Source organism: Aquabacterium sp. (genome assembly GCF_041909175.1).
Classification (GTDB): Bacteria; Pseudomonadota; Gammaproteobacteria; order Burkholderiales; family Burkholderiaceae_C; genus Aquabacterium.
In genome coordinates this window covers 206,883-226,007 of record NZ_JAYRDZ010000006.1, presented here as the reverse complement: position 1 = coordinate 226,007, position 19,125 = coordinate 206,883, and the positions used below count along the sequence as shown (strand labels likewise).

The window sequence follows — 19,125 nt, the reverse complement described above, 5'->3', positions numbered from 1 at the left end:
ACGCGTCCATGCAAGACTCGAACGATCCCGTAAATCAGCCAGCTGAGACGGCGGCGACACCGGCTGAAAAGCCCAAGCGCACGCGCCGGGTGGCCCCTAAGGCGGAGGCGGTTGCCTCCGAATCCAGTCCTCAGGAGGATGCTGCTCCGGCCGTGAAGCGTGCGCCTCGTCGTCGCAAGGTCGAGGCAGCTGAGGCGCCTGAGGCGCCGGCTCCAGCCCAGGCTGCCGAGGGCGATGTCCCTGCGGCCAAGCCCAAACGCGCTCCGCGCAAGAAGGCTGTTGTGGCAGATGAGGCTGTGGACGTTGCGGCAGCTGCGAATGCCGCCGACGACAGCGTGCCTGCTGCGGTTGCACAAGAGCCTGCTGGCGGTGGGTTCTTGTCGCTTGCGCCAGAAGAGTTGGCCGCCAAGCCTGATGGCGTGGTTGCTGATGCCGATGGCGAGGTCTCAGCCGAAGGTGATTCGGTCGAGGCTCGTGGTGAGGGTGATGGGCAGCGTCGTGATCGTCCAGGTCGTCGGGATCGCAATCGGCGAGACCGTGGCGACAGGGGTGATCGTGAACCGCGTGCTGACCGTGGTGCGGCCGGCGGCGAAGAGCCATCTGGTTCGGATGCCGAGGAAGGCGGGGCTTCCCGCCGGGCTGTTATTGCTTCTGAGCAGGCCAATGAGGTGTTTGCCGAGCTGACTTCCGGCAACTTCGACGCCGAGCGCGCCGAAGAGGTGGAAGAGGGGGCAGAATCGACCAAGCGTGTGCTGCTGCCTGAGCCTGATGCGCCCAAGTTGCAGAAAGTGCTGGCTCAGTCGGGCGTGGGTTCGCGTCGTGACATCGAGCAGATGATTGAGGATGGTCAGATCACCGTGAACGGTGAGGTGGCCCATATCGGTCAGCGTGTGTCCTTTGGTGACCAGGTCAAGGTGGCTGGCAAGCCGGTCAAGATCCGCATCGCGCCTCAACCTGCGCGCATCCTGGCCTATCACAAGCCCGTGGGCGAGGTGGTGACCCATGACGATCCGCAGGGGCGCCCTACGGTTTTCCGTCGGTTGCCGCGGCTGCAGCACGGCAAGTGGATGTCAGTGGGGCGTCTTGACCTCAACACCGAAGGCCTGCTGTTGTTCACGACTTCCGGTGAGCTGGCGAACCAATTGATGCACCCGCGCTTCGGTGTGGAGCGCGAGTACGCGGTGCGCGTGTTGGGCTTGCTCGACGAGGGTTCGCGCGCACGTCTGCTGGAAGGCGTCAACATCGAAGGGCAGGTGGCCTCATTCAAGTCGATTGAAAACGGTGGCGGCGAGGGGGTCAACCACTGGTATCGCGTGGTGATCACCGAAGGCCGCAACCGTGAAGTGCGCAAATTGTTCGAGGCTGTGGGCCTCACGGTCAGTCGTCTGATCCGTGTGCGCTATGGCGCCATCGTGCTGCCGCGTGGCCTCAAGCGTGGTGTCTGGGTTGAGTTGGGCGAGTCCGATGTGCGGGCCGTCAAGAGCATGGTCGGGCTGAATGGCAACCGCCAGGGTGGTCGTCAGGGTCGTCAGCAGCAAGGCGGCAAGGGCAACAACAAGCCCCAGCAAGGTCGCAACCGCCAGCAGCAGGGCTTCCAGTCCGGCGGCAACCAGGGCGGCAACAATCGCCCGCCGCGTGACCAGCGCCCCCCTCAAGGTGCGCCGCGTGCCGCTCAGTCGGATTACGACGACGATCAGGACCACATCGGGCCTATTCCGAATCCATTGGAGCAGACCTTTGACAAGCGTTTTGCCAAGGGCTCCAAGCGCATCAGTCAGGGCTTTGGTCGTCCGGATCAGGACAGCAACCGGACCTCGTCGGATAACCGCAAGGGCGGTCCGCGTCAGCCTGATCCGATGCAGACGTCGGTCGGCTATATCGGGGCGGACGCGTATTTCAACACCCGCTCGGGCGGCGGTGGCCGTTCCGGTGGCGGTGGTGGCCGACGCGGTCGTCGCTGATTTCAGGTTTTAACTTCAAATTGAAATGACCCGGCGATACAATGCCGGGTTTTGTCAAGTCTTTTGGACTCAGGAGAAATTACAAATGGCTATCGAACGCACCCTGTCGATCATCAAGCCCGATGCTGTCGCCAAGAACGTGATCGGTCAAATCATCAGCCGCTTTGAAGGCGCTGGCCTGAAGGTTGTGGCTGGCAAGCTGGTGCAACTGTCGCGCGGTGAAGCCGAGCAGTTCTACGCTGTGCACAAGGAACGTCCTTTCTTCAAGGATCTGGTGGACTTCATGGTCTCCGGTCCTGTGTTCGTGCAAGTGCTCGAGGGTGAAGGCGCCATCGCCAAGAACCGTGATCTGATGGGCGCTACCGACCCCAAGAAGGCTGCTGCCGGTACCATCCGTGCTGACTTCGCTGACAGCATCGACGCCAACGCCGTGCACGGTTCGGATGCCCCCGAAACTGCCGCCGTTGAAGTGGCTTTCTTCTTCCCCGCCATGAACGTTTACAGCCGCTGATCGGCGGTTGAACGGATTCAGCTGAAGAAGTATGAGCGCTGTCAATCTGCTTGATTTCGACCTCGAGGGGTTGGCGGCGTTCTGCGAAAAACTGGGTGAGAAGCGGTTTCGCGCCACCCAGTTGTTTCGCTGGATACATCAGAAGGGAGCGACCGATTTCGAGCAGATGTCGGATCTCGCCAAGTCCCTTCGTGGCAAGCTGCAAGGCTTGGCTACACTGACACCTCTGAAGGTGATCAGTGAACACGTTTCCTCGGATGGCACCATCAAATGGCTGTTCGATGTTGGCGGTGGCAATGCCGTCGAAAGTGTCTATATCCCCGAAGATGACCGGGCCACGCTCTGCGTGTCTTCCCAGGCTGGCTGCGCTGTCGGGTGTCGTTTCTGTTCGACGGGTCACCAGGGTTTCAGTCGCAACCTGACCACCGGTGAAATCATTGCGCAACTCTGGTTTGCCGAGCACAGCTTGCGCAAGCGTCTGGGCACCTCTGATCGCATCATCAGCAATGTGGTGATGATGGGCATGGGCGAGCCCCTGCAGAACTACAATGCACTGATTCCAGCTTTGAAAATCATGCTGGATGACCATGGCTATGGGCTGTCGCGTCGCCGTGTGACGGTATCGACCTCTGGCGTGGTGCCGATGATCGAGCGCCTCAAGACAGATTGCCCTGTGGCGCTGGCGGTGTCGTTGCATGCACCGAACGACCCGTTGCGCGACGAGCTGGTGCCGCTCAATCGCAAGTACCCCATCGCCGAGTTGATGGCCGCCTGCAAGGATTACCTGCAAGCGGCACCTCGCGATTTCATTACCTTCGAATACTGCATGCTCGATGGTGTCAATGACACAGACGAGCATGCGCGGCAGTTGATTTCCCTTGTCAAGGGAAAGGTGCCGTGCAAGTTCAATCTCATTCCATTCAATCCGTTTCCGCAGTCTGGACTGCATCGCTCCAAACATGAGCGTGTCCTGGCCTTTGCGCGGCTGCTGGCAGATGCTGGTATCGTCACCACCGTCCGGAAAACTCGGGGTGATGACATCGATGCCGCATGTGGTCAATTGGCAGGAGAGGTTCAGGATCGAACCAATGCCAATCAGCGCATGACCCGCCAGCCCATTGCCGTTCAGGTGGTGCGCCTTGAGGTCGGTGGTGGGTCTACAACGGGTTGAATGGCTGTATCCAACGCGCAAGGAGACTGAGGCATGAGGATTTTGAGCAGTCGGATGTCTGGTGCATCACTGGTGCTGATGGCCATCCTGTCGGTGGTGCCCGTGTTGCCCGGTACGGTCAAGGCTGCACCCTTTGGTGCTCGTTCTGATGACCTTGCAACCCAGTCCGATGACACGCCTACGCGCAAGCGGGCACGGATTCGTCTGGAGTTGGCGGCCGCATATTTCTCGCAAGGCAACTACCCAACTGCTTTGGACGAAGTCAAGCAGGTCATTGCAGTAGATGGCAGCCTGTCTGAGGCTTATGAGTTGCGTGGCCTGATCTACAGCGCCATGACCGAGCCCAAGCTCGCAGAAGAAAGTTTCCGATACGCCTTGCAATTGGATGGGGGCAACGGCAGTGCCATGCATAACTATGCGTGGATGCTCTGCAACCAGGGCAGGTTCGCGGAAGCAGATGCGTTGTTTGCCAAGGCCGTTAATTACCCGAAGTCCATTGATACTGGCAGGACGACGCTGGCGCGTGGTGTCTGTCAGACCAAGGCAGGCTTGTTGCCGGATGCCGAGAAGACGCTTCAGCATGCGTTCGAGTTGGCTCCCGCCAATCCCGCTGCTGCATACAACATGGCCAACGTGCTCTATTTGCGCGGTGACTATGACCGTGCCCGTTTCTATATCCGCCGAGTCAACGACGTGGCTGAACGTGTGACGCCCGATTCCTTGTGGCTGGGAGTCCGTATCGAGCAGAAGCTGGGCAATGCACCTGCCCGTGACGAGCTTGCTGCCACCTTGCGCAACCGCTTCCCGAACTCCCGTGAAGCCATTGCCCTCGAACTGGGTCGATTCAATGACTGACAGTGTTCAACCTGATTCATCTGCTGGCTTGAGTGCAGGCCAGATCTTGCGTGAGGCCCGTATACAGCAAGGGCTTGCGGTCGATGTGCTGGCTGCGCAAATCAAAGTGGCGCCGGGCAAAATCACCGCGCTGGAAGAGGGGCGTCTGGATCAACTGCTGGATGCCAACTTTGCGCGGGCATTGGCCATGACCGTGTGTCGCGCCTTGAAGATCGATCCTGTCCCTGTGCTGGCGGCGCTGCCTGCTGCCAAGGCCATGCCGCTGGTGTCTGACAAGCCGGCTTTGAATCAGCCTTTCAAAGAGTCTTCGCGCAGTGCCAACCTCAGCTTTGATGGTGGCTGGCATCTGGATCTCAAGTCGTTCCTGCGGCCGCAGTGGCTCGCTCCGCTGGGGCTGTTGCTGGTAGCCTTGATCATCTACCTCCTGCCAGATTCGATTCAGTGGCCGCACCTGGGGGCGCCGACAGCCGCATCCGCCGCCTCTACCCCTGCGATGCCTGCTTCAGTGCCGCTGGTGTCGGCGGCCTCTGCGCCAGATGCCGTTGCTTCAGAGTCGCAGGGTGCGAGCGCGCCCATGGCTGAACCCGTGGCCAGTGCAACCGAGTCGGTTGCTGTCCCGTCTGCGCCTGCACCTGCACCCACCCCTGCAGCCTCTGCTGTGGTCACCGGCAACGCAGCAACGGCAGCCCCCCTTGTCCTGCTCGCCAAGGACCCGGCATGGGTCGAGGTGAAAGACGCACAAGGTCAGAAGCTCATCTCCCGTCGCATCACGGCGGGTGAAACAGTCGGCATCGATGGTCAGGCCCCGCTTCACCTGCTGGTTGGTAACGCCATGGGCATGCAGGTTTCCTTCCGTGGGCAGACCGTTGATCTGACCCCCTACACGCGCAATAACGTGGCGCGAATTGAACTGAAATGAGTCAGGCTTTGTCAGACGGATTGCCGATTCCCATCGCCAACCCAGCGCCACGGCGCTCTCGTCAGGCGCGTATTGCCTGGGGTGATCATGTCGTGACCGTGGGAGGGGATGCCCCTGTCCGTGTTCAATCCATGACCAATACCGACACGGTAGATGCGGTCGGTACCGCTATCCAGGTCAAGGAGTTGGCGCAGGCCGGGTCGGAGTTGGTTCGCATCACGGTCAACACGCCAGAGGCAGCCGAGGCTGTGCCTTACATACGTGAGCAGCTCGACCGAATGGGGGTGAACGTGCCCCTGGTGGGTGATTTCCATTACAACGGCCATCGCCTGCTCACAGACTACCCGGCATGTGCCGAAGCGCTCTCGAAGTACCGCATCAACCCTGGCAATGTCGGCAAGGGTGAGAAAAAAGATCGCCAGTTCGCACAGATGATCGAGGTGGCGCTGCGCTATGACAAGGTGGTGCGCATCGGGGTCAATTGGGGCAGCCTGGACCAGGAGTTGCTGGCCAGCCTGATGGATGACAATGCACGCCGTCCGCAACCATGGTCTCCGCAAGAGGTCATGTATCAAGCGTTGGTCGACTCGGCATTGCAGTCTGCGCGGCAGGCTGAGGATCTGGGTATGCGGCCCGAGCAGATCATCCTGTCGTGCAAGGTCAGTGGCGTACAAGATCTCATCAGCGTTTATCGTGGCTTGGCGCAGCGGTGCGATTACCCCTTGCACCTTGGGCTGACGGAGGCCGGCATGGGCACGAAGGGCACTGTGGCGAGTGCAGCAGCCCTGTCCATCCTGCTTCAGGAAGGCATCGGTGACACGATACGTGTGTCACTGACGCCGCAGCCTGGCGAGGCACGTACCCAGGAAGTCGTGGTGGCCATGGAAATTCTGCAGGCCCTTGGCTTGCGGACCTTTGTGCCCAGCGTCACCGCGTGCCCAGGTTGTGGGCGGACCACCAGCACGGTGTTCCAGGAGTTGGCCAAGCAAATCGATGACTACCTGCGCGCCCAGATGCCAGTTTGGCGCGCCAGTTACCCTGGGGTTGAAAAACTCAAGGTGGCAGTCATGGGGTGCATCGTCAATGGCCCGGGCGAAAGCAAGCATGCTGACATCGGTATCAGTTTGCCTGGTACGGGTGAGGCGCCAGCTGCGCCGGTGTTCATCGATGGCGAAAAAGCCATGACATTGCGGGGCGAGGGCATCGCTACCGAGTTCCAGCAAATCGTGCAAGACTACGTCGAGCGGCGGTTTGCGGGAGGTCCCCGCAGCTGATCCGGAGGCCGGCCAATAGCCTGCCTTCTTTGTTGATTGACCTGGCGGGCTGGTCCCGCCACTCTTTTTCTTGTTCACATGGCAGAAACGCTGCAGGCCATCAAAGGCATGAATGACATCCTGCCGCCGGAATCGGCGCGCTGGGAATGGTTCGAGGAAACCGTGCGCAAGCTGATGCGTCGCTACGGATACCAGAACATCCGTACGCCCATCGTCGAGCCAACCGCCTTGTTCGTGCGCGGCCTTGGCGAGGTAACGGACATCGTTGAAAAGGAAATGTATTCCTTTGCCGACAGCCTCAATGGTGACCAACTGACACTGCGTCCTGAAGGTACGGCTGGTGTCGTGCGCGCCATCAACGAGCACAGCTTCCTGTATGAAGGTGGCAAGCGGCTGTACTACATCGGACCCATGTTTCGGCATGAGCGGCCTCAAAAGGGGCGCTACCGCCAGTTCCATCAGGTTGGTGCCGAAGTCCTCGGGTTTTCGGGTCCTGATGTGGATGCCGAGCTGATCCTGATGACGGTGGCCCTGTGGCAGGACCTGGGGCTCAAGGTGGGCGAAGACGTCAAGCTTGAGCTCAACAGCCTGGGGCAGCCGGACGAGCGTCGGGCACACCGTGAGGCCCTGATCAAGCACCTGGAGGCACATGCGGACTTGCTGGACGAGGAAGCTCGCCGACGGCTGCACAGCAACCCGTTGCGCATCCTTGACACCAAGAATCCCGCCATGCAAGCCGTGGTGGAAGCTGCACCCAAGTTGATGGATTTCCTGGGGGAAGCCTCGCTGGCGCACTTCAACGCGGTGCGTGCGGTGCTGGGTGCCGCCGGGGTGGCCTACCGGGTCAACACCCGTCTGGTGCGGGGAATGGACTACTACAACCTGACTGTTTTCGAATGGGTCACGGAGCGGCTGGGTTCTCAGGGAACGGTCTGCGGGGGCGGGCGCTACGACGGTCTGATCGAGCAGTTGGGCGGCAAACCTGCCCCAGCAGTTGGATGGGGCCTGGGTATGGAGCGCATGTTGCTGCTGTTGCAGGAAGTGGGGATCCAGGCTCCTGTGCGGACCCCTGATGCTTTCGCTGTCGTGATGGCGGGAACGCCGCTGGCCCCTGTGATGGTGGCCATCGAGTCGTTGCGTCGTTGTGGTGTGACGGTGCAACTCAATCCCGCCGGCAAGGAGGGCCCAGCCAGCCCCAAGTCTCAATTCAAGAAGGCCGATGCCAGCGGTGCCCGTTTTGCATTGGTCTTTGGGCCCGACGAAGTGGCTCAGGGGCAAGTGTCGGTCAAGCCCTTGCGAGACAATGGCGAGCAGACGCAACAATCTTTGCAGGATATCGGTGCCTGGGCAGCGATGTTGCAGGTTGGTAGCCCGTCATAATCTCAATCTCATACAAAACAAACGCACTATCCATGGCGACATACGATCTGGAACAGCAGGAGCAGCTTGAGGACGTCAAGCACTTCTGGAAAAAGTACGGCAACCTGATCACCTGGGTTTTGATTCTGGCCTTGGCTGCATACGCTGGCTGGACTGGCTACCGCTACTGGCAGCAAAAGCGCGGATTGGCCGCAGCAGGCCTGTACGAGGAGCTTGATCGTGCTGTTCAGGCTGGTGATGCGGCAAAAGCCTCCAAGGCATTTGACGACATCACGGCGAACTATGCGGGTACCACCTATGCCGAGCAGGGCGCACTGCTGGCGGCGCGTGCCCAATTGGCTGCCAGCAAGGACGATGCGGCCCGGGCCGCCCTGCAATGGGAAGTCGAGCATGGCAAGAACAAAGACCTGGTCGCGATTGCCCGCCTGCGTCTGGCCGGACTTCTCATGGATGCCAAGCAATATGATCCGGCCTTGAAGGCGCTGGAGGCTGATATGCCGGCCGGGTTCAAACCCTTGGCTGACGATCGCCGCGGTGATGTGCTGATGGCGCAGGGTAAATCTGCCGAGGCCATCAAAGCCTACGAGGCGGCCTGGAAAGACATGGCCCCCACCGTCGAATACCGTCGCTTTGTCGAAGGCAAGCTGATCGCTCTGGGCCATGCGCCACAGGCTTCTGCTGCGGCTTCGAACTGAAGTTTTTCAAGTTCATGAACCTGTTTCCCATCATGACCAGCTCTGCCATCGTTTCTGCCGTTCGCCGTTCGCAACGCTCCCTGATCAGTGCTGTTGCGCTGGGGGTGGTGGCTGCGGCCTTGACTGCTTGTGGCTCGACCAAGCCGCAGCCTGCTCCGCTGGAAAACCTGACACCGACTCAGAAGGTGTCGGTACTCTGGAGTCAGCGCATTGGGTCAGCCGACGGCTTCACCAATCTTGCCGTGACTGGAACAACCGTGGCGTGGGCGACAACTGACGGTCAGGTCGTGTCACTGGATGCGACCACCGGCGCAACCCGCTGGCGTGGTCAGGTCGACGCGAAAGTGGCGGCTGGCGTGGGCAGCGACGGTCGATACGCCGCTGTGGTGACCACTGAAAACGAATTGGTAGTCATGGATCAGGGCAAAGTGCTCTGGCGTGATCGTCAGCCGGGGCGTGTGATCACCGCCCCCCTGGTCGCCGGCGAGCGTGTCTTCGTCCAGGGTGTGGATCGCTCCGTGCGTGCGTATGACGTCAAGGATGGGCGTTGGCTCTGGCAATACCAGCGCCCCGGCAGCGACCCGCTGTCCTTGTCCGCCCCTGGTCTGCTTCAGCCCTATCGCAATACCCTGGCTGTCGGGCAGGGTAGTCGCCTGGTCGGGCTGGACCCCACCCGCGGCAGCGTGTTGTTTGACTTGAGCCTGGGTACGCCCCGCGGTACCAATGAGGTGGAGCGCCTGGCTGATCTGGTGGGCCCGGGAGCCCGCGTGGGTGACAGCATTTGCGTGCGCGCATACCAGTTGTCCGTTGGTTGTGTAGACATGTCTCGCGGGCGCTTGGTGTGGACGAAGCCTCAGACGGGGGCTGCTGCCGTGGGTGCGTCTGCTAGCCTGGTGGTTGGTGCGGACAGTGCCGATCGCTTGTCCGCCTGGCGTACCGACAGTGGCGACGTGCGCTGGCGTGTCGACCGTTTCCAATATCGCGGCTTGTCCGCGCCTACCGTCTGGGGTGAACTGGTTGCCGTGGCTGACCACGATGGCTATCTGCACGTGCTGTCTGCTGCGGATGGCCGCACGGTAGCGCGTATCTCTCTCGACAACACGCTGAGTGCCGCACCGGTGCTGATCGACAACATCCTGATCGTGGCGACACGATCGGGCACGGTGTACGGCCTGCGTGCCAACTGATTTCTCTGGAGTTTCATGAAACCTGTCATTGCCCTGGTCGGACGACCCAACGTCGGCAAATCGACGTTGTTCAATCGCCTGACCAAGAGTCGTGATGCCATCGTGGCGGACTACGCGGGCCTGACACGCGATCGCCACTATGGGGAAGGCCGAGCTGGTAGTCGCGAGTTCATCGTGATCGATACCGGCGGTTTTGAGCCTGATAGCAACGATGGCATCTTCAAGGAGATGGCCAAGCAGACGCGTCAGGCTGTTGCTGAAGCCGATGCCGTGATCTTCGTGGTCGACGTGCGCGGCGGCCTGTCGGCGCAAGATCAGGACATCGCCAACTACCTGCGCACAGCCAACAAGAAAGTCATCCTGGCTGCCAACAAGGCAGAGGGCATGAAGGGTGGCGTGCAACTGGTCGAGTTCTTTGAGCTGGGCTTGGGTGAGCCCGTTCCTGTTTCTGCAGCGCATGGTCAAGGTGTGCGCAGCCTCATCGACATGGCGTTGGAGGGCTTTTTCTCAGATGAAGAAGACGAGGAAGAGCCTGGTGAAGAGGTCGAGCGCACGATCCGCCTGGCGGTGGCCGGGCGGCCCAATGTTGGCAAATCGACGCTGATCAATGCCTGGCTGGGCGAAGAGCGCCTCGTGGCTTTCGACATGCCCGGGACGACCCGTGACGCGATCAGCGTGCCGTTCGAGCGTGATGGCAAGCGCTTCGAGTTGATCGACACGGCTGGCCTGCGTCGCAAGGGACGTGTTTTTGAGGCCATCGAAAAATTCTCGGTGGTCAAGACACTGCAGGCCATCTCTGATGCCAACGTGGTGCTGTTGCTGCTGGATGCAACCCAGGGGGTGACTGACCAGGATGCCCACATTGCTGGTTACATCCTAGAAAGTGGACGCGCCGTGGTGCTCGCTGTGAACAAGTGGGATGCAGTGGACAGCTATCAGCGTGAGATGCTGAACCGTTCAATCGAATCTCGCCTGGCTTTTCTGAAGTTCGCGCCTCTTATCCATATTTCTGCCAAAAAGCGGCAGGGATTGGGGCCGTTGTGGAAAGCATTGATCGATTCCTGGAATGCGGCAACCTGCAAGATGCCGACGCCTGTTCTGACCCGCCTGCTTCAGGAAGCTGTTGAATTCCAGCAGCCGAAGCGGGCTGGCATGTCCAGGCCCAAGCTGCGCTACGCCCACCAGGGTGGTCAGAACCCGCCCATCATCGTCATCCACGGCAATGCCCTGGAGCATGTCACAGATGCCTACAAGCGCTATCTGGAAGGCCGCTTCCGTACGCACTTCAAGCTGTTTGGCACGCCCCTGCGCATTGAGATGAAGACGTCCCACAACCCGTTTACCGACAAAGAATAACCCCTTTGCCGTAATTCACCGCACTCTTGCAGCGCAGCCCCAGCGGTGCTGTGTTAAGGTGCGGATTCTCTAACTTTTCAACACGGAGCATATCGTGAGCAACAAAGGGCAACTCCTACAAGACCCGTTTCTGAACCTTCTGCGTCGAGAGCACGTGCCGGTTTCGATCTACCTCGTCAACGGCATCAAGCTGCAGGGCCACATTGAGTCCTTCGATCAGTATGTTGTGCTGCTGCGCAACACGGTGACCCAGATGGTTTACAAGCACGCGATTTCCACCGTGGTGCCAGGCCGCGCGGTGAATTTCCACGCGTCCGATTCGCCTGAAGAAACCAACTGAGTTTCCTTTTGGCGCTTTTTGTCACTTCAGCCTGAGCTATCACAGACACTTTGTCCCAGTCCACATCGTCCATTCAGCCGGAGCGGGGCGCTCCGCGCGTGGTTCTCGTTGGGGTCGACCTTGGCCCCGGTTCATCTTTTGACCCCACGCTGGACGAGCTGGCCTTGCTGGCTGAATCAGCCGGAGACTATCCGGTTGAAAAAGTCATTGCCCGACGCAAGGCACCGGATGCGGCATTGTTTGTGGGCTCAGGTAAAGCAGACGAAATCAGAGACATCGTCACGCTGCATCAGGCCAAGGCGGTCCTTTTTGACCAGGCCTTGTCGCCTGCGCAGCAACGTAATCTGGAGCGCCACCTGGGTGTAGAGGTGCTGGACCGTACGGGTCTGATCCTCGAAATCTTCGGGGCTCGCGCGCGCAGCCATGAAGGCAAGTTGCAGGTCGAGCTCGCTCGCCTGCAATACCTCTCAACGCGTCTCGTACGTCGTTGGAGCCACTTGGAGCGGCAGCGCGGTGGTGTCGGCCATCGGGGTGGTCCTGGCGAGCGTCAGCTCGAGCTTGACCGCCGCATGATCGACCAGCGCATCAAGTCGCTCAAAGCTCAGCTCATCAAGGTCAAGCGTCAGCGCAATACGCAGCGGCGGGCGCGGGAGCGTACCGGTACTTACCGCGTTTCTCTCGTCGGGTACACCAACGCGGGCAAGTCGACACTGTTCAATGCTTTCACGAAGGCGGGTTCGTATGCGGCAGACCAGTTGTTTGCCACCCTCGATACCACCACGCGTCAGTTCTATCTAACCCAGGCGCAGCGCAGCATCACCTTGTCTGATACGGTGGGTTTCATCCGTGATCTGCCCCACAGCCTGGTGGAGTCTTTCGAGGCCACCTTGCAGGAGGCGGCCGAGGCCGACCTGCTCTTGCATGTGGTCGATGCGGCCAGTCCTGTGCTGCTGGAACAGTTGGAGGAAGTGATCCGGGTGCTGGGCGAAATTGGCGCAGCAGACATTCCCCAGGTTCTCGTCTTCAACAAGTGCGACTGCCTGGGGCCCCACCAGCAACCCCGCCATCAACTGGACGTTTACGAGTTGCCGTCCGGGCGTCGGTGCCTGCGCGTTTTTGTCAGTGCCTTGAAGGGGCAGGGGCTGGACGTGTTGCGAGGTGTCATCGCCGAGACGGCATTGAACGGTATACCGGAAGATATCGGAACCTTTCCGGGTTTGGCTGGCTCATTCACCATGCACAATCCCGACCAATCTCAACCAGTCGTCGTGCAGCCCGATGTGCTGGATGTCTCGACATCAGTTTGAACATGAACATGCTCAATCAGGAACCTGGCGCTCAGCCAACCCGATCGCATCCCCTGCCATTGAAGCAGGTGGCCGTCGCCGTCGCCGCATTTGCAGCAGGCGCATTGCAACGCGGAATTTGGCGCTCTGGCCGGATGCTGCGGCAGGCTTTGCCGTTTCCTCAGGGGGCGCAGGTGACCCTCAACAATGGTCGGCAGGATGGCCCGCCCGACCTGGATGAGTTGTATCGCGATCTGAATCGCAAGCTGCGTGGACTCTTTTCAGGGCGCGGCGGTGATGGCGGTCCACAAGGTGGGATGCCGCCGTCGGACAGTGGCGCTGGTATCGGCCTCGGTCTGCTAGGCGGGTTGGTGGTGCTGGTATGGCTGGGCAGTGGCTTTTTCATTGTTCAGGAAGGTCAGCAGGCCGTCGTGACGTCATTTGGGCGCTACAGCCACACGGTTGATGCCGGATTCCAGTGGCGCGCACCTTACCCCTTCCAAAGCCACGAAATCGTCAATGTGACGCAGTTGCGTTCAGTGGATGTCGGCAGCAACTCCGTGATGCCGGCGACGGGTCTGCGTGACTCCTCGATGCTGACGCGTGACGAGAACATCGTGGACATTCGCTTCACGGTGCAGTATCGCTTGAGCGATGCGAGGCAGTATTTGTTCGAGAACCGCAGCTCTGACGAGGCTGTCATGCAGGCGGCGGAGTCTGCCGTGCGTGAAATCGTGGGCAACAGCACCATGGATTCCGTCTTGTACGAGCAGCGTGACGCCATCGCCGCAGAGCTGGTGAAGTCCATCCAGTCGCAGCTCGACAAGCTGAAGGCCGGTGTGGTCGTTCAAAACGTGAACGTGCAGAGTGTGCAGGCGCCCGAGCAGGTGCAGGCGGCGTTTGATGACGCCTTCAAGGCCGGTGCGGACCGTGAGCGCTTGAAGAACGAAGGCCAGGCCTATGCCAACGATGTGATCCCCAAGGCGCAAGGTACCTCAGCTCGCTTGCGAGAGGAGGCCGCGGCCTACTCTGCCCGGGTTGTTGCACAGGCTGAAGGCGATGCGCAACGCTTCAAGGCCGTGTTGGCCGAGTACCAGAAAGCGCCGGGCGTGACCCGTGATCGCCTGTACATCGATACCATGCAGCAGGTCTACTCGAATGTCACCAAGGTGATGATCGATGCGCGCTCTGGCTCCAACCTGCTGTATCTGCCGCTTGACAAGGTGTTGCAGGCAACCAGCGGCAATGGCTCGACCTCCGCTGCACCAGCTGCTGGAGCAGCTGCTTCCTCGGCGGGTGAGGCCACTTCGAGCGCATCAAGCAACAACTCGGGTTCATCGTCTGATGCCCGTTCACGTGACAACCTTCGCAGCCGCGACCGTGACGGACGCTGATCGACAGAGACCAGGAATCTGACCATGAATCGCATTGCAACCATTCTCATCGGGGCAGTCCTTGCGCTTGTCGTACTGTCCTCTTCCATGTTTGTTGTTGACCAGCGACGTTTTGCCGTTGTGTACGCACTTGGCCAGGTCAAGGAGGTCGTCAGCGAGCCGGGCCTGAAGTTCAAGCTGCCAGCGCCCCTGCAGAACGTGGTGTTTCTGGATCGCCGCGTTCAGACGCTGGACAGCCCCGAGTCGCGACCCATCTTCACTGCTGAAAAGAAGAGTCTGGTGATCGACTGGCTGGTCAAGTGGCGCATCCGTGATCCACTCCAGTTCATTCGCAACACCGGCACGGACATTCAGAGCGTGGAAACCCGTCTTAGCCCGATCGTTCAGGCTGCTCTCAATGAAGAGGTCACCAAGCGCACGGTGGGTGCGGTCCTGTCTTCGGAGCGCGAAAAGGTCATGCGTGGCGTGATTGCCCGCCTGGGCGATGACGCCAAGGCCTTTGGTATCGAGGTGGTCGATGTGCGCATCAAGCGCGTTGACTTCTCTGCCAACATCACCGACTCCGTCTACCGGCGCATGGAGTCCGAGCGCAAGCGCGTGGCCAACGAACTGCGCTCTCAGGGCTCTGCCGAGAGTGAAAAGGTTCGGGCTGATGCCGATCGCCAGCGCGAAGTGATCATTGCGGAAGCCTACAAGGATGCGCAGAAGATCAAGGGCGAGGGGGATGCCAAGGCGTCCGTCATTTACGCAGAGGCGTTTGGTCGCGATCCTCAATTTGCCCAGTTCTACCGCAGCCTGGAAGCCTATCGCAGCACCTTCCGTAGCAAGTCTGACGTGATGGTGCTCGATCCCAACACCGAGTTTTTCAAGGCGATGCGCGGTGCGGGTGTGGCGCCAGCCGCCAAGTCATCTCACAAGTAAGGGATGTCTGTCAGCCTCTGGCAGGCTCTGGCCCTCGTTCTGGTGATTGAGGGCCTGTTGCCCTTCTTCAACCCGGAAGGCTGGCGTCGGGTGTTCGAGCAGGCGCTTCAACTGTCTGATGGTCAGCTGCGCTTTCTCGGTTTGATCAGCATTGGTGTGGGGTTGGTGGCCCTGTTCTGGGCCTCCTGACCCCGTCGCCGAGCCGCGAATTTGCCGAGGATCACCGCCCAGATTCGGCTGGTGAGTAAATTTGCTCCGCCAACTGGGGCCAGACCCCGGTAAAATCCCATTTTTAACCCCCCTCTGATTTCTTATGTCGTCTGCTTGGCTGTTGCCAGAGCACATTGCCGATGTCTTGCCCGCGCAGGCGAGACGCCTGGAGGAGCTGCGTCGCGTGTGGCTGGATGCCTCGCGTGCCTGCGGGTACGAGTTGGTGATGCCTCCTTTGCTCGAGCACATCGAGTCCTTGCTGTCGGGTACGGGGCATGCCCTTGATCTCAAAACATTCAAGCTGGTCGACCAGCTGAGTGGCCGCACCCTGGGCATCCGTGCAGACAGCACGCCACAGGTTGCACGCATTGACGCCCACTTGCTGAATCGCCCTGGTGTGACCCGTCTGTGTTACTGCGGTCCGGTGTTGCATACCCGTCCGGCGGGCCCCCATGCCAGTCGTGAGCCGCTTCAGTTTGGCGCCGAGCTCTTTGGCCACGCCGGTATTGAGGCCGATCTCGAGGTGCAGGAGCTTGCGCTGGAGGGGCTGAAAGCCACCGGTGTCAGCGGTCTCGTGTGTGATCTGGCCGATGTCCGCTTGCTCGACGGCGTTCTGGCAGGTCTGGGTGTGGCAGATCAGCTGTCTGTTGCGTTGAAGAGCGAACTGCTGATTGCGCTGGCTGCCAAGGATGCCGCCACCATTCGCGAGTTGCTTTCAGTGCTCCCGTCCGGCGTTGGTGAGACGCTGGCGGCATTGACCACCATGTACGGTGGCGATGAGGTGCTGGTCCGTGCCCGCTCCATTTTGCCCGCGCACCCGCTCGTTGAGCAGGCGCTGACCGAGCTGGCGTGGCTGGCGGCGCAACTGCGTGCCGCGCACCCCGAGGTCCGGATCGGCTTTGATCTGTCTGACCTGAGCGGCTACGCGTACTACAGTGGCAGCCGGTTTGCTGTTTATGCGCAGGGTTGTTCGCACGCTGTGCTGCGGGGTGGCCGATACGACGAAGTGGGCGCCATCTTCGGGCGTCGTCGTCCAGCGGTTGGCTTCAGCCTTGATCTCAAGGTGGTGGCCGAACTGCTGGCAGGGCAATCTGATGCGCCTGTCGAGGACGCCATCCGTGCCCCCTGGGCTCAGGATGCATCCCTGCGCCAGGCCATCCGTCAACTGCGGCAGCAGGGCCTCACGGTGGTGAGTGTGCTGCCCGGACACGAAGAAGAAGTCCAGGTGTTCAACTGCAACCGGGAACTGGTGCAGGTGGATGGACAATGGACGGTTCGAGCCCGCTGAGGCTCGTCTGTCCGACAACGATTTGGATACAGGATTCAGTCATGCAAAGTAATCCCGCGTCGGCTCGTACCAGTACAGCCTCGGTTGGCCGCAATGTTGTGGTCGTGGGTACCCAATGGGGTGATGAGGGCAAGGGCAAAGTCGTTGACTGGCTCACTGACCACGCCGCTGGTGTGGTGCGATTCCAGGGTGGTCACAACGCTGGCCACACCCTGGTCATCAATGGCAAGAAGACCGCTCTCCAGCTGATCCCGTCGGGCATCATGCGCGATGGCGTGGCCTGCTACATCGGCAACGGTGTGGTGGTTGATCCCGAGCACCTGCTGACGGAAATCAAGCGTCTGGAGGCGGCTGGCCTGAACGTGCGCTCTCGTCTGTTCATCAGCGAGTCCTGCCCATTGATTCTGCCGTTCCACGTCGAAGTGGACCGTGCCCGTGAGGCACTGCGCGAGTCCAGCGGCAGTGGCAAGATCGGCACGACAGGCAAAGGCATCGGCCCCGCCTACGAAGACAAGGTGGCCCGCCGCGCCCTGCGCGTGCAGGACCTGAAGCATCCTGACCGCTTTGCCCGCAAGCTGCGTGAATTGCTTGACCTGCACAATTTCGCGTTGGCTGGCTACCTCAAGGGTTCGACGCTGGAATTCCAGCCGATCTACGAGAACGCCATGAAGGCCGCTCAGGAAATCCTGCCCATGCTGGCGGACGTGGGTGTACGCATTCACGAAACCAATCAAAAGGGTGGCAGCATCCTGTTCGAGGGCGCACAAGGCACCTTGCTGGACATCGACCACGGTACCTACCCGTTCGTGACGTCGAGCAACTGTGTCGCTGGTAATGCAGCGGCCGGCTCCGGTGTGGGCCCCGACAAGCTTCACTACATCCTGGGTATCACCAAGGCCTACACCACGCGCGTTGGCAGCGGTCCTTTCCCGACAGAGCTGGACATGGATGAGCCTGGCACCGTTGGCCACCATTTGTCTACGGTGGGTCAGGAGCGTGGCACGGTCACGGGGCGTGCGCGTCGCTGTGGCTGGCTTGATGCCGCAGCCTTGAAGCGTTCCGTACTGATCAACGGGGTGTCCGGTTTGTGTATCACCAAGCTGGACGTGCTGGATGGTCTTTCTGAAATCAAGATGTGCGTGGGCTATGAACTCAATGGCGAGCGGGTCGATATCCTGCCCCTGGATGCCGACGAGATCGCATCATGCAAACCCATCTATGAAACCTTCCCGGGCTGGGAAGGCACGACCTTTGGCCTGACTTCATGGGATGCGCTGCCAGCCAATGCGCGCGCCTATCTGGAGCGTGTGCAGGCTTTCATCGGTGCGCCCATTGACATGGTGTCTACTGGCCCCGACCGCGACCACACCATCCTGCTGCGTCACCCTTACAAGGGCTGATGGCGAGCGTATTCAATTCAAATCAACGACAACCAAGCCGGCAGGCTGTCCTGCTGGTTGCACCGAAGGAAGATTGGAGATCCCATGCTGACCGATGATGGCAAGCACCTGTATGTATCCTGGGACGAGTATCACAACATCACCGAGCGTCTCGCCCTGAAGGTTCACAACTCCGGCTGGCAATTCGATCAGATCCTGTGTCTGGCTCGTGGTGGTCTGCGTCCTGGTGATGTGTTGTCGCGTGTTTTCGACAAGCCTCTGGGCATCATGGCAACCAGCTCCTACCGCGCGGAAGGTGGCACCATCCAGGGGCGCCTGGACATGGCCAAGTACATCACGATGCCGAAGGGTGAGTTGGCGGGGCGTGTGTTGTTGGTTGACGACCTCGCTGACTCCGGTGTGACGCTGGCTGCCGTTGTGGAGCGACTGCGCAGCATGCCGGCTATCACCGAGTTGCGTTCCGCTGTCTTGTGGGTGAAGGGTATTTCCACCTTCACGCCCGACTATTACGTCGAAACGCTGCCGACCAGCCCCTGGATCCACCAGCCGTTTGAAGAGTACGACACGCTGCGTCCCGAAGGGCTGGCCAAGCGCTTTGCTGTCTGATTGGCGTTTTGCGCCTGTCTGCCAAAGGCAACATCCCGCAAGGGGGTTGCCTTTTTTATTGTGTAGACACGATGGCTGACCGTTTGGCCAAGAAAAAAGCCGCATGATGTGACTCATGCGGCTTTTCTTGAATATGGTGCCCAGGAGAGGACTCGAACCTCCACGGAGTTACCCGCTAGTACCTGAAACTAGTGCGTCTACCAATTCCGCCACCTGGGCAGGTACTGATCTTCAAAAGACATCCATGTTGCGTTGCTTGGTGCCCAGGAGAGGACTCGAACCTCCACGGAGTTACCCGCTAGTACCTGAAACTAGTGCGTCTACCAATTCCGCCACCTGGGCAAGCTTTTTTAGTCAGCTTGTAGGCCTTT

Annotated in this window: 18 protein-coding genes and 2 tRNA genes; 18 read left to right on the top strand and 2 right to left on the bottom strand. The window is 60.3% G+C overall.

Annotated elements, in window-relative coordinates:
• Window positions 1–8: 8 nt before the first annotated feature.
• The 18 genes from rluB to ACE3PH_RS10880 all read left to right on the top strand — a co-directional run bounded on the left by rluB (window position 9) and on the right by ACE3PH_RS10880 (window position 18,754).
• Entirely contained in the window at window positions 9–1,961 is a 1,953-nt protein-coding gene (gene rluB / locus ACE3PH_RS10965) for a 23S rRNA pseudouridine(2605) synthase RluB (protein WP_374318828.1), read from the top strand.
• Between the two features lie 85 nt (window positions 1,962–2,046).
• Window positions 2,047–2,472 carry a nucleoside-diphosphate kinase gene (ndk, locus tag ACE3PH_RS10960; RefSeq protein WP_374318826.1) on the top strand — a complete coding sequence of 142 codons (426 nt, stop codon included), beginning with the start codon at window positions 2,047–2,049 and terminating at the stop codon, window positions 2,470–2,472.
• 31 nt (window positions 2,473–2,503) lie between these two features.
• Window positions 2,504–3,643 carry a 23S rRNA (adenine(2503)-C(2))-methyltransferase RlmN gene (gene rlmN / locus ACE3PH_RS10955; RefSeq protein ID WP_374318824.1) on the top strand — a complete coding sequence of 380 codons (1,140 nt, stop codon included), beginning with the start codon at window positions 2,504–2,506 and terminating at the stop codon, window positions 3,641–3,643.
• Between the two features lie 33 nt (window positions 3,644–3,676).
• Window positions 3,677–4,498, top strand: a complete 822-nt coding sequence (gene pilW, locus ACE3PH_RS10950) for a type IV pilus biogenesis/stability protein PilW (RefSeq protein WP_374318822.1) — start codon at window positions 3,677–3,679, stop codon at window positions 4,496–4,498.
• Complete coding sequence (locus ACE3PH_RS10945; RefSeq protein WP_374318820.1) at window positions 4,491–5,417, top strand: helix-turn-helix domain-containing protein; 927 nt, start codon at window positions 4,491–4,493, stop codon at window positions 5,415–5,417. The genes pilW and ACE3PH_RS10945 overlap by 8 nt, the downstream gene beginning before the upstream one ends.
• Window positions 5,414–6,691: a flavodoxin-dependent (E)-4-hydroxy-3-methylbut-2-enyl-diphosphate synthase gene (gene ispG / locus ACE3PH_RS10940; protein ID WP_374318818.1), complete on the top strand. Its 1,278-nt coding sequence runs from the start codon at window positions 5,414–5,416 to the stop codon at window positions 6,689–6,691. The genes ACE3PH_RS10945 and ispG overlap by 4 nt, the downstream gene beginning before the upstream one ends.
• A gap of 78 nt (window positions 6,692–6,769) precedes the next feature.
• The gene (gene hisS, locus ACE3PH_RS10935) at window positions 6,770–8,071 is read left to right on the top strand and encodes a histidine--tRNA ligase (protein ID WP_374318816.1); all 1,302 of its coding nucleotides are present in this window, start codon (window positions 6,770–6,772) and stop codon (window positions 8,069–8,071) included.
• A gap of 32 nt (window positions 8,072–8,103) precedes the next feature.
• Entirely contained in the window at window positions 8,104–8,766 is a 663-nt protein-coding gene (locus ACE3PH_RS10930; protein WP_374318814.1) for a YfgM family protein, read from the top strand.
• 14 nt (window positions 8,767–8,780) lie between these two features.
• Window positions 8,781–9,953 (top strand): PQQ-binding-like beta-propeller repeat protein, encoded by a 1,173-nt coding sequence (locus tag ACE3PH_RS10925; protein WP_374318812.1) that lies wholly within the window; start codon window positions 8,781–8,783, stop codon window positions 9,951–9,953.
• Between the two features lie 15 nt (window positions 9,954–9,968).
• Window positions 9,969–11,309 (top strand): ribosome biogenesis GTPase Der, encoded by a 1,341-nt coding sequence (gene der / locus ACE3PH_RS10920; RefSeq protein WP_374318810.1) that lies wholly within the window; start codon window positions 9,969–9,971, stop codon window positions 11,307–11,309.
• 94 nt (window positions 11,310–11,403) lie between these two features.
• The gene (gene hfq, locus ACE3PH_RS10915) at window positions 11,404–11,649 is read left to right on the top strand and encodes an RNA chaperone Hfq (protein WP_374318809.1); all 246 of its coding nucleotides are present in this window, start codon (window positions 11,404–11,406) and stop codon (window positions 11,647–11,649) included.
• A gap of 98 nt (window positions 11,650–11,747) precedes the next feature.
• Complete coding sequence (gene hflX, locus ACE3PH_RS10910; RefSeq protein ID WP_374318807.1) at window positions 11,748–12,956, top strand: GTPase HflX; 1,209 nt, start codon at window positions 11,748–11,750, stop codon at window positions 12,954–12,956.
• Between the two features lie 134 nt (window positions 12,957–13,090).
• Window positions 13,091–14,329 (top strand): FtsH protease activity modulator HflK, encoded by a 1,239-nt coding sequence (gene hflK, locus ACE3PH_RS10905; RefSeq protein ID WP_374319008.1) that lies wholly within the window; start codon window positions 13,091–13,093, stop codon window positions 14,327–14,329.
• Window positions 14,330–14,353: 24 nt separating this feature from the next.
• Window positions 14,354–15,250: a protease modulator HflC gene (gene hflC, locus ACE3PH_RS10900; protein WP_374318805.1), complete on the top strand. Its 897-nt coding sequence runs from the start codon at window positions 14,354–14,356 to the stop codon at window positions 15,248–15,250.
• A gap of 3 nt (window positions 15,251–15,253) precedes the next feature.
• Complete coding sequence (locus ACE3PH_RS10895) at window positions 15,254–15,439, top strand: DUF2065 domain-containing protein (protein ID WP_374318803.1); 186 nt, start codon at window positions 15,254–15,256, stop codon at window positions 15,437–15,439.
• Window positions 15,440–15,563: 124 nt separating this feature from the next.
• Window positions 15,564–16,748: an ATP phosphoribosyltransferase regulatory subunit gene (locus tag ACE3PH_RS10890; RefSeq protein ID WP_374318801.1), complete on the top strand. Its 1,185-nt coding sequence runs from the start codon at window positions 15,564–15,566 to the stop codon at window positions 16,746–16,748.
• A 41-nt stretch (window positions 16,749–16,789) separates the two neighbouring features.
• Window positions 16,790–18,148, top strand: a complete 1,359-nt coding sequence (locus tag ACE3PH_RS10885) for an adenylosuccinate synthase (protein WP_374318799.1) — start codon at window positions 16,790–16,792, stop codon at window positions 18,146–18,148.
• 84 nt (window positions 18,149–18,232) lie between these two features.
• The gene (locus ACE3PH_RS10880; RefSeq protein WP_374318797.1) at window positions 18,233–18,754 is read left to right on the top strand and encodes a phosphoribosyltransferase; all 522 of its coding nucleotides are present in this window, start codon (window positions 18,233–18,235) and stop codon (window positions 18,752–18,754) included.
• 134 nt (window positions 18,755–18,888) lie between these two features.
• Here ACE3PH_RS10880 and ACE3PH_RS10875 read toward each other — a convergent pair.
• Window positions 18,889–18,973, bottom strand: a tRNA-Leu gene (locus ACE3PH_RS10875).
• A 38-nt stretch (window positions 18,974–19,011) separates the two neighbouring features.
• Window positions 19,012–19,096, bottom strand: a tRNA-Leu gene (locus ACE3PH_RS10870).
• Window positions 19,097–19,125: the final 29 nt, after the last annotated feature.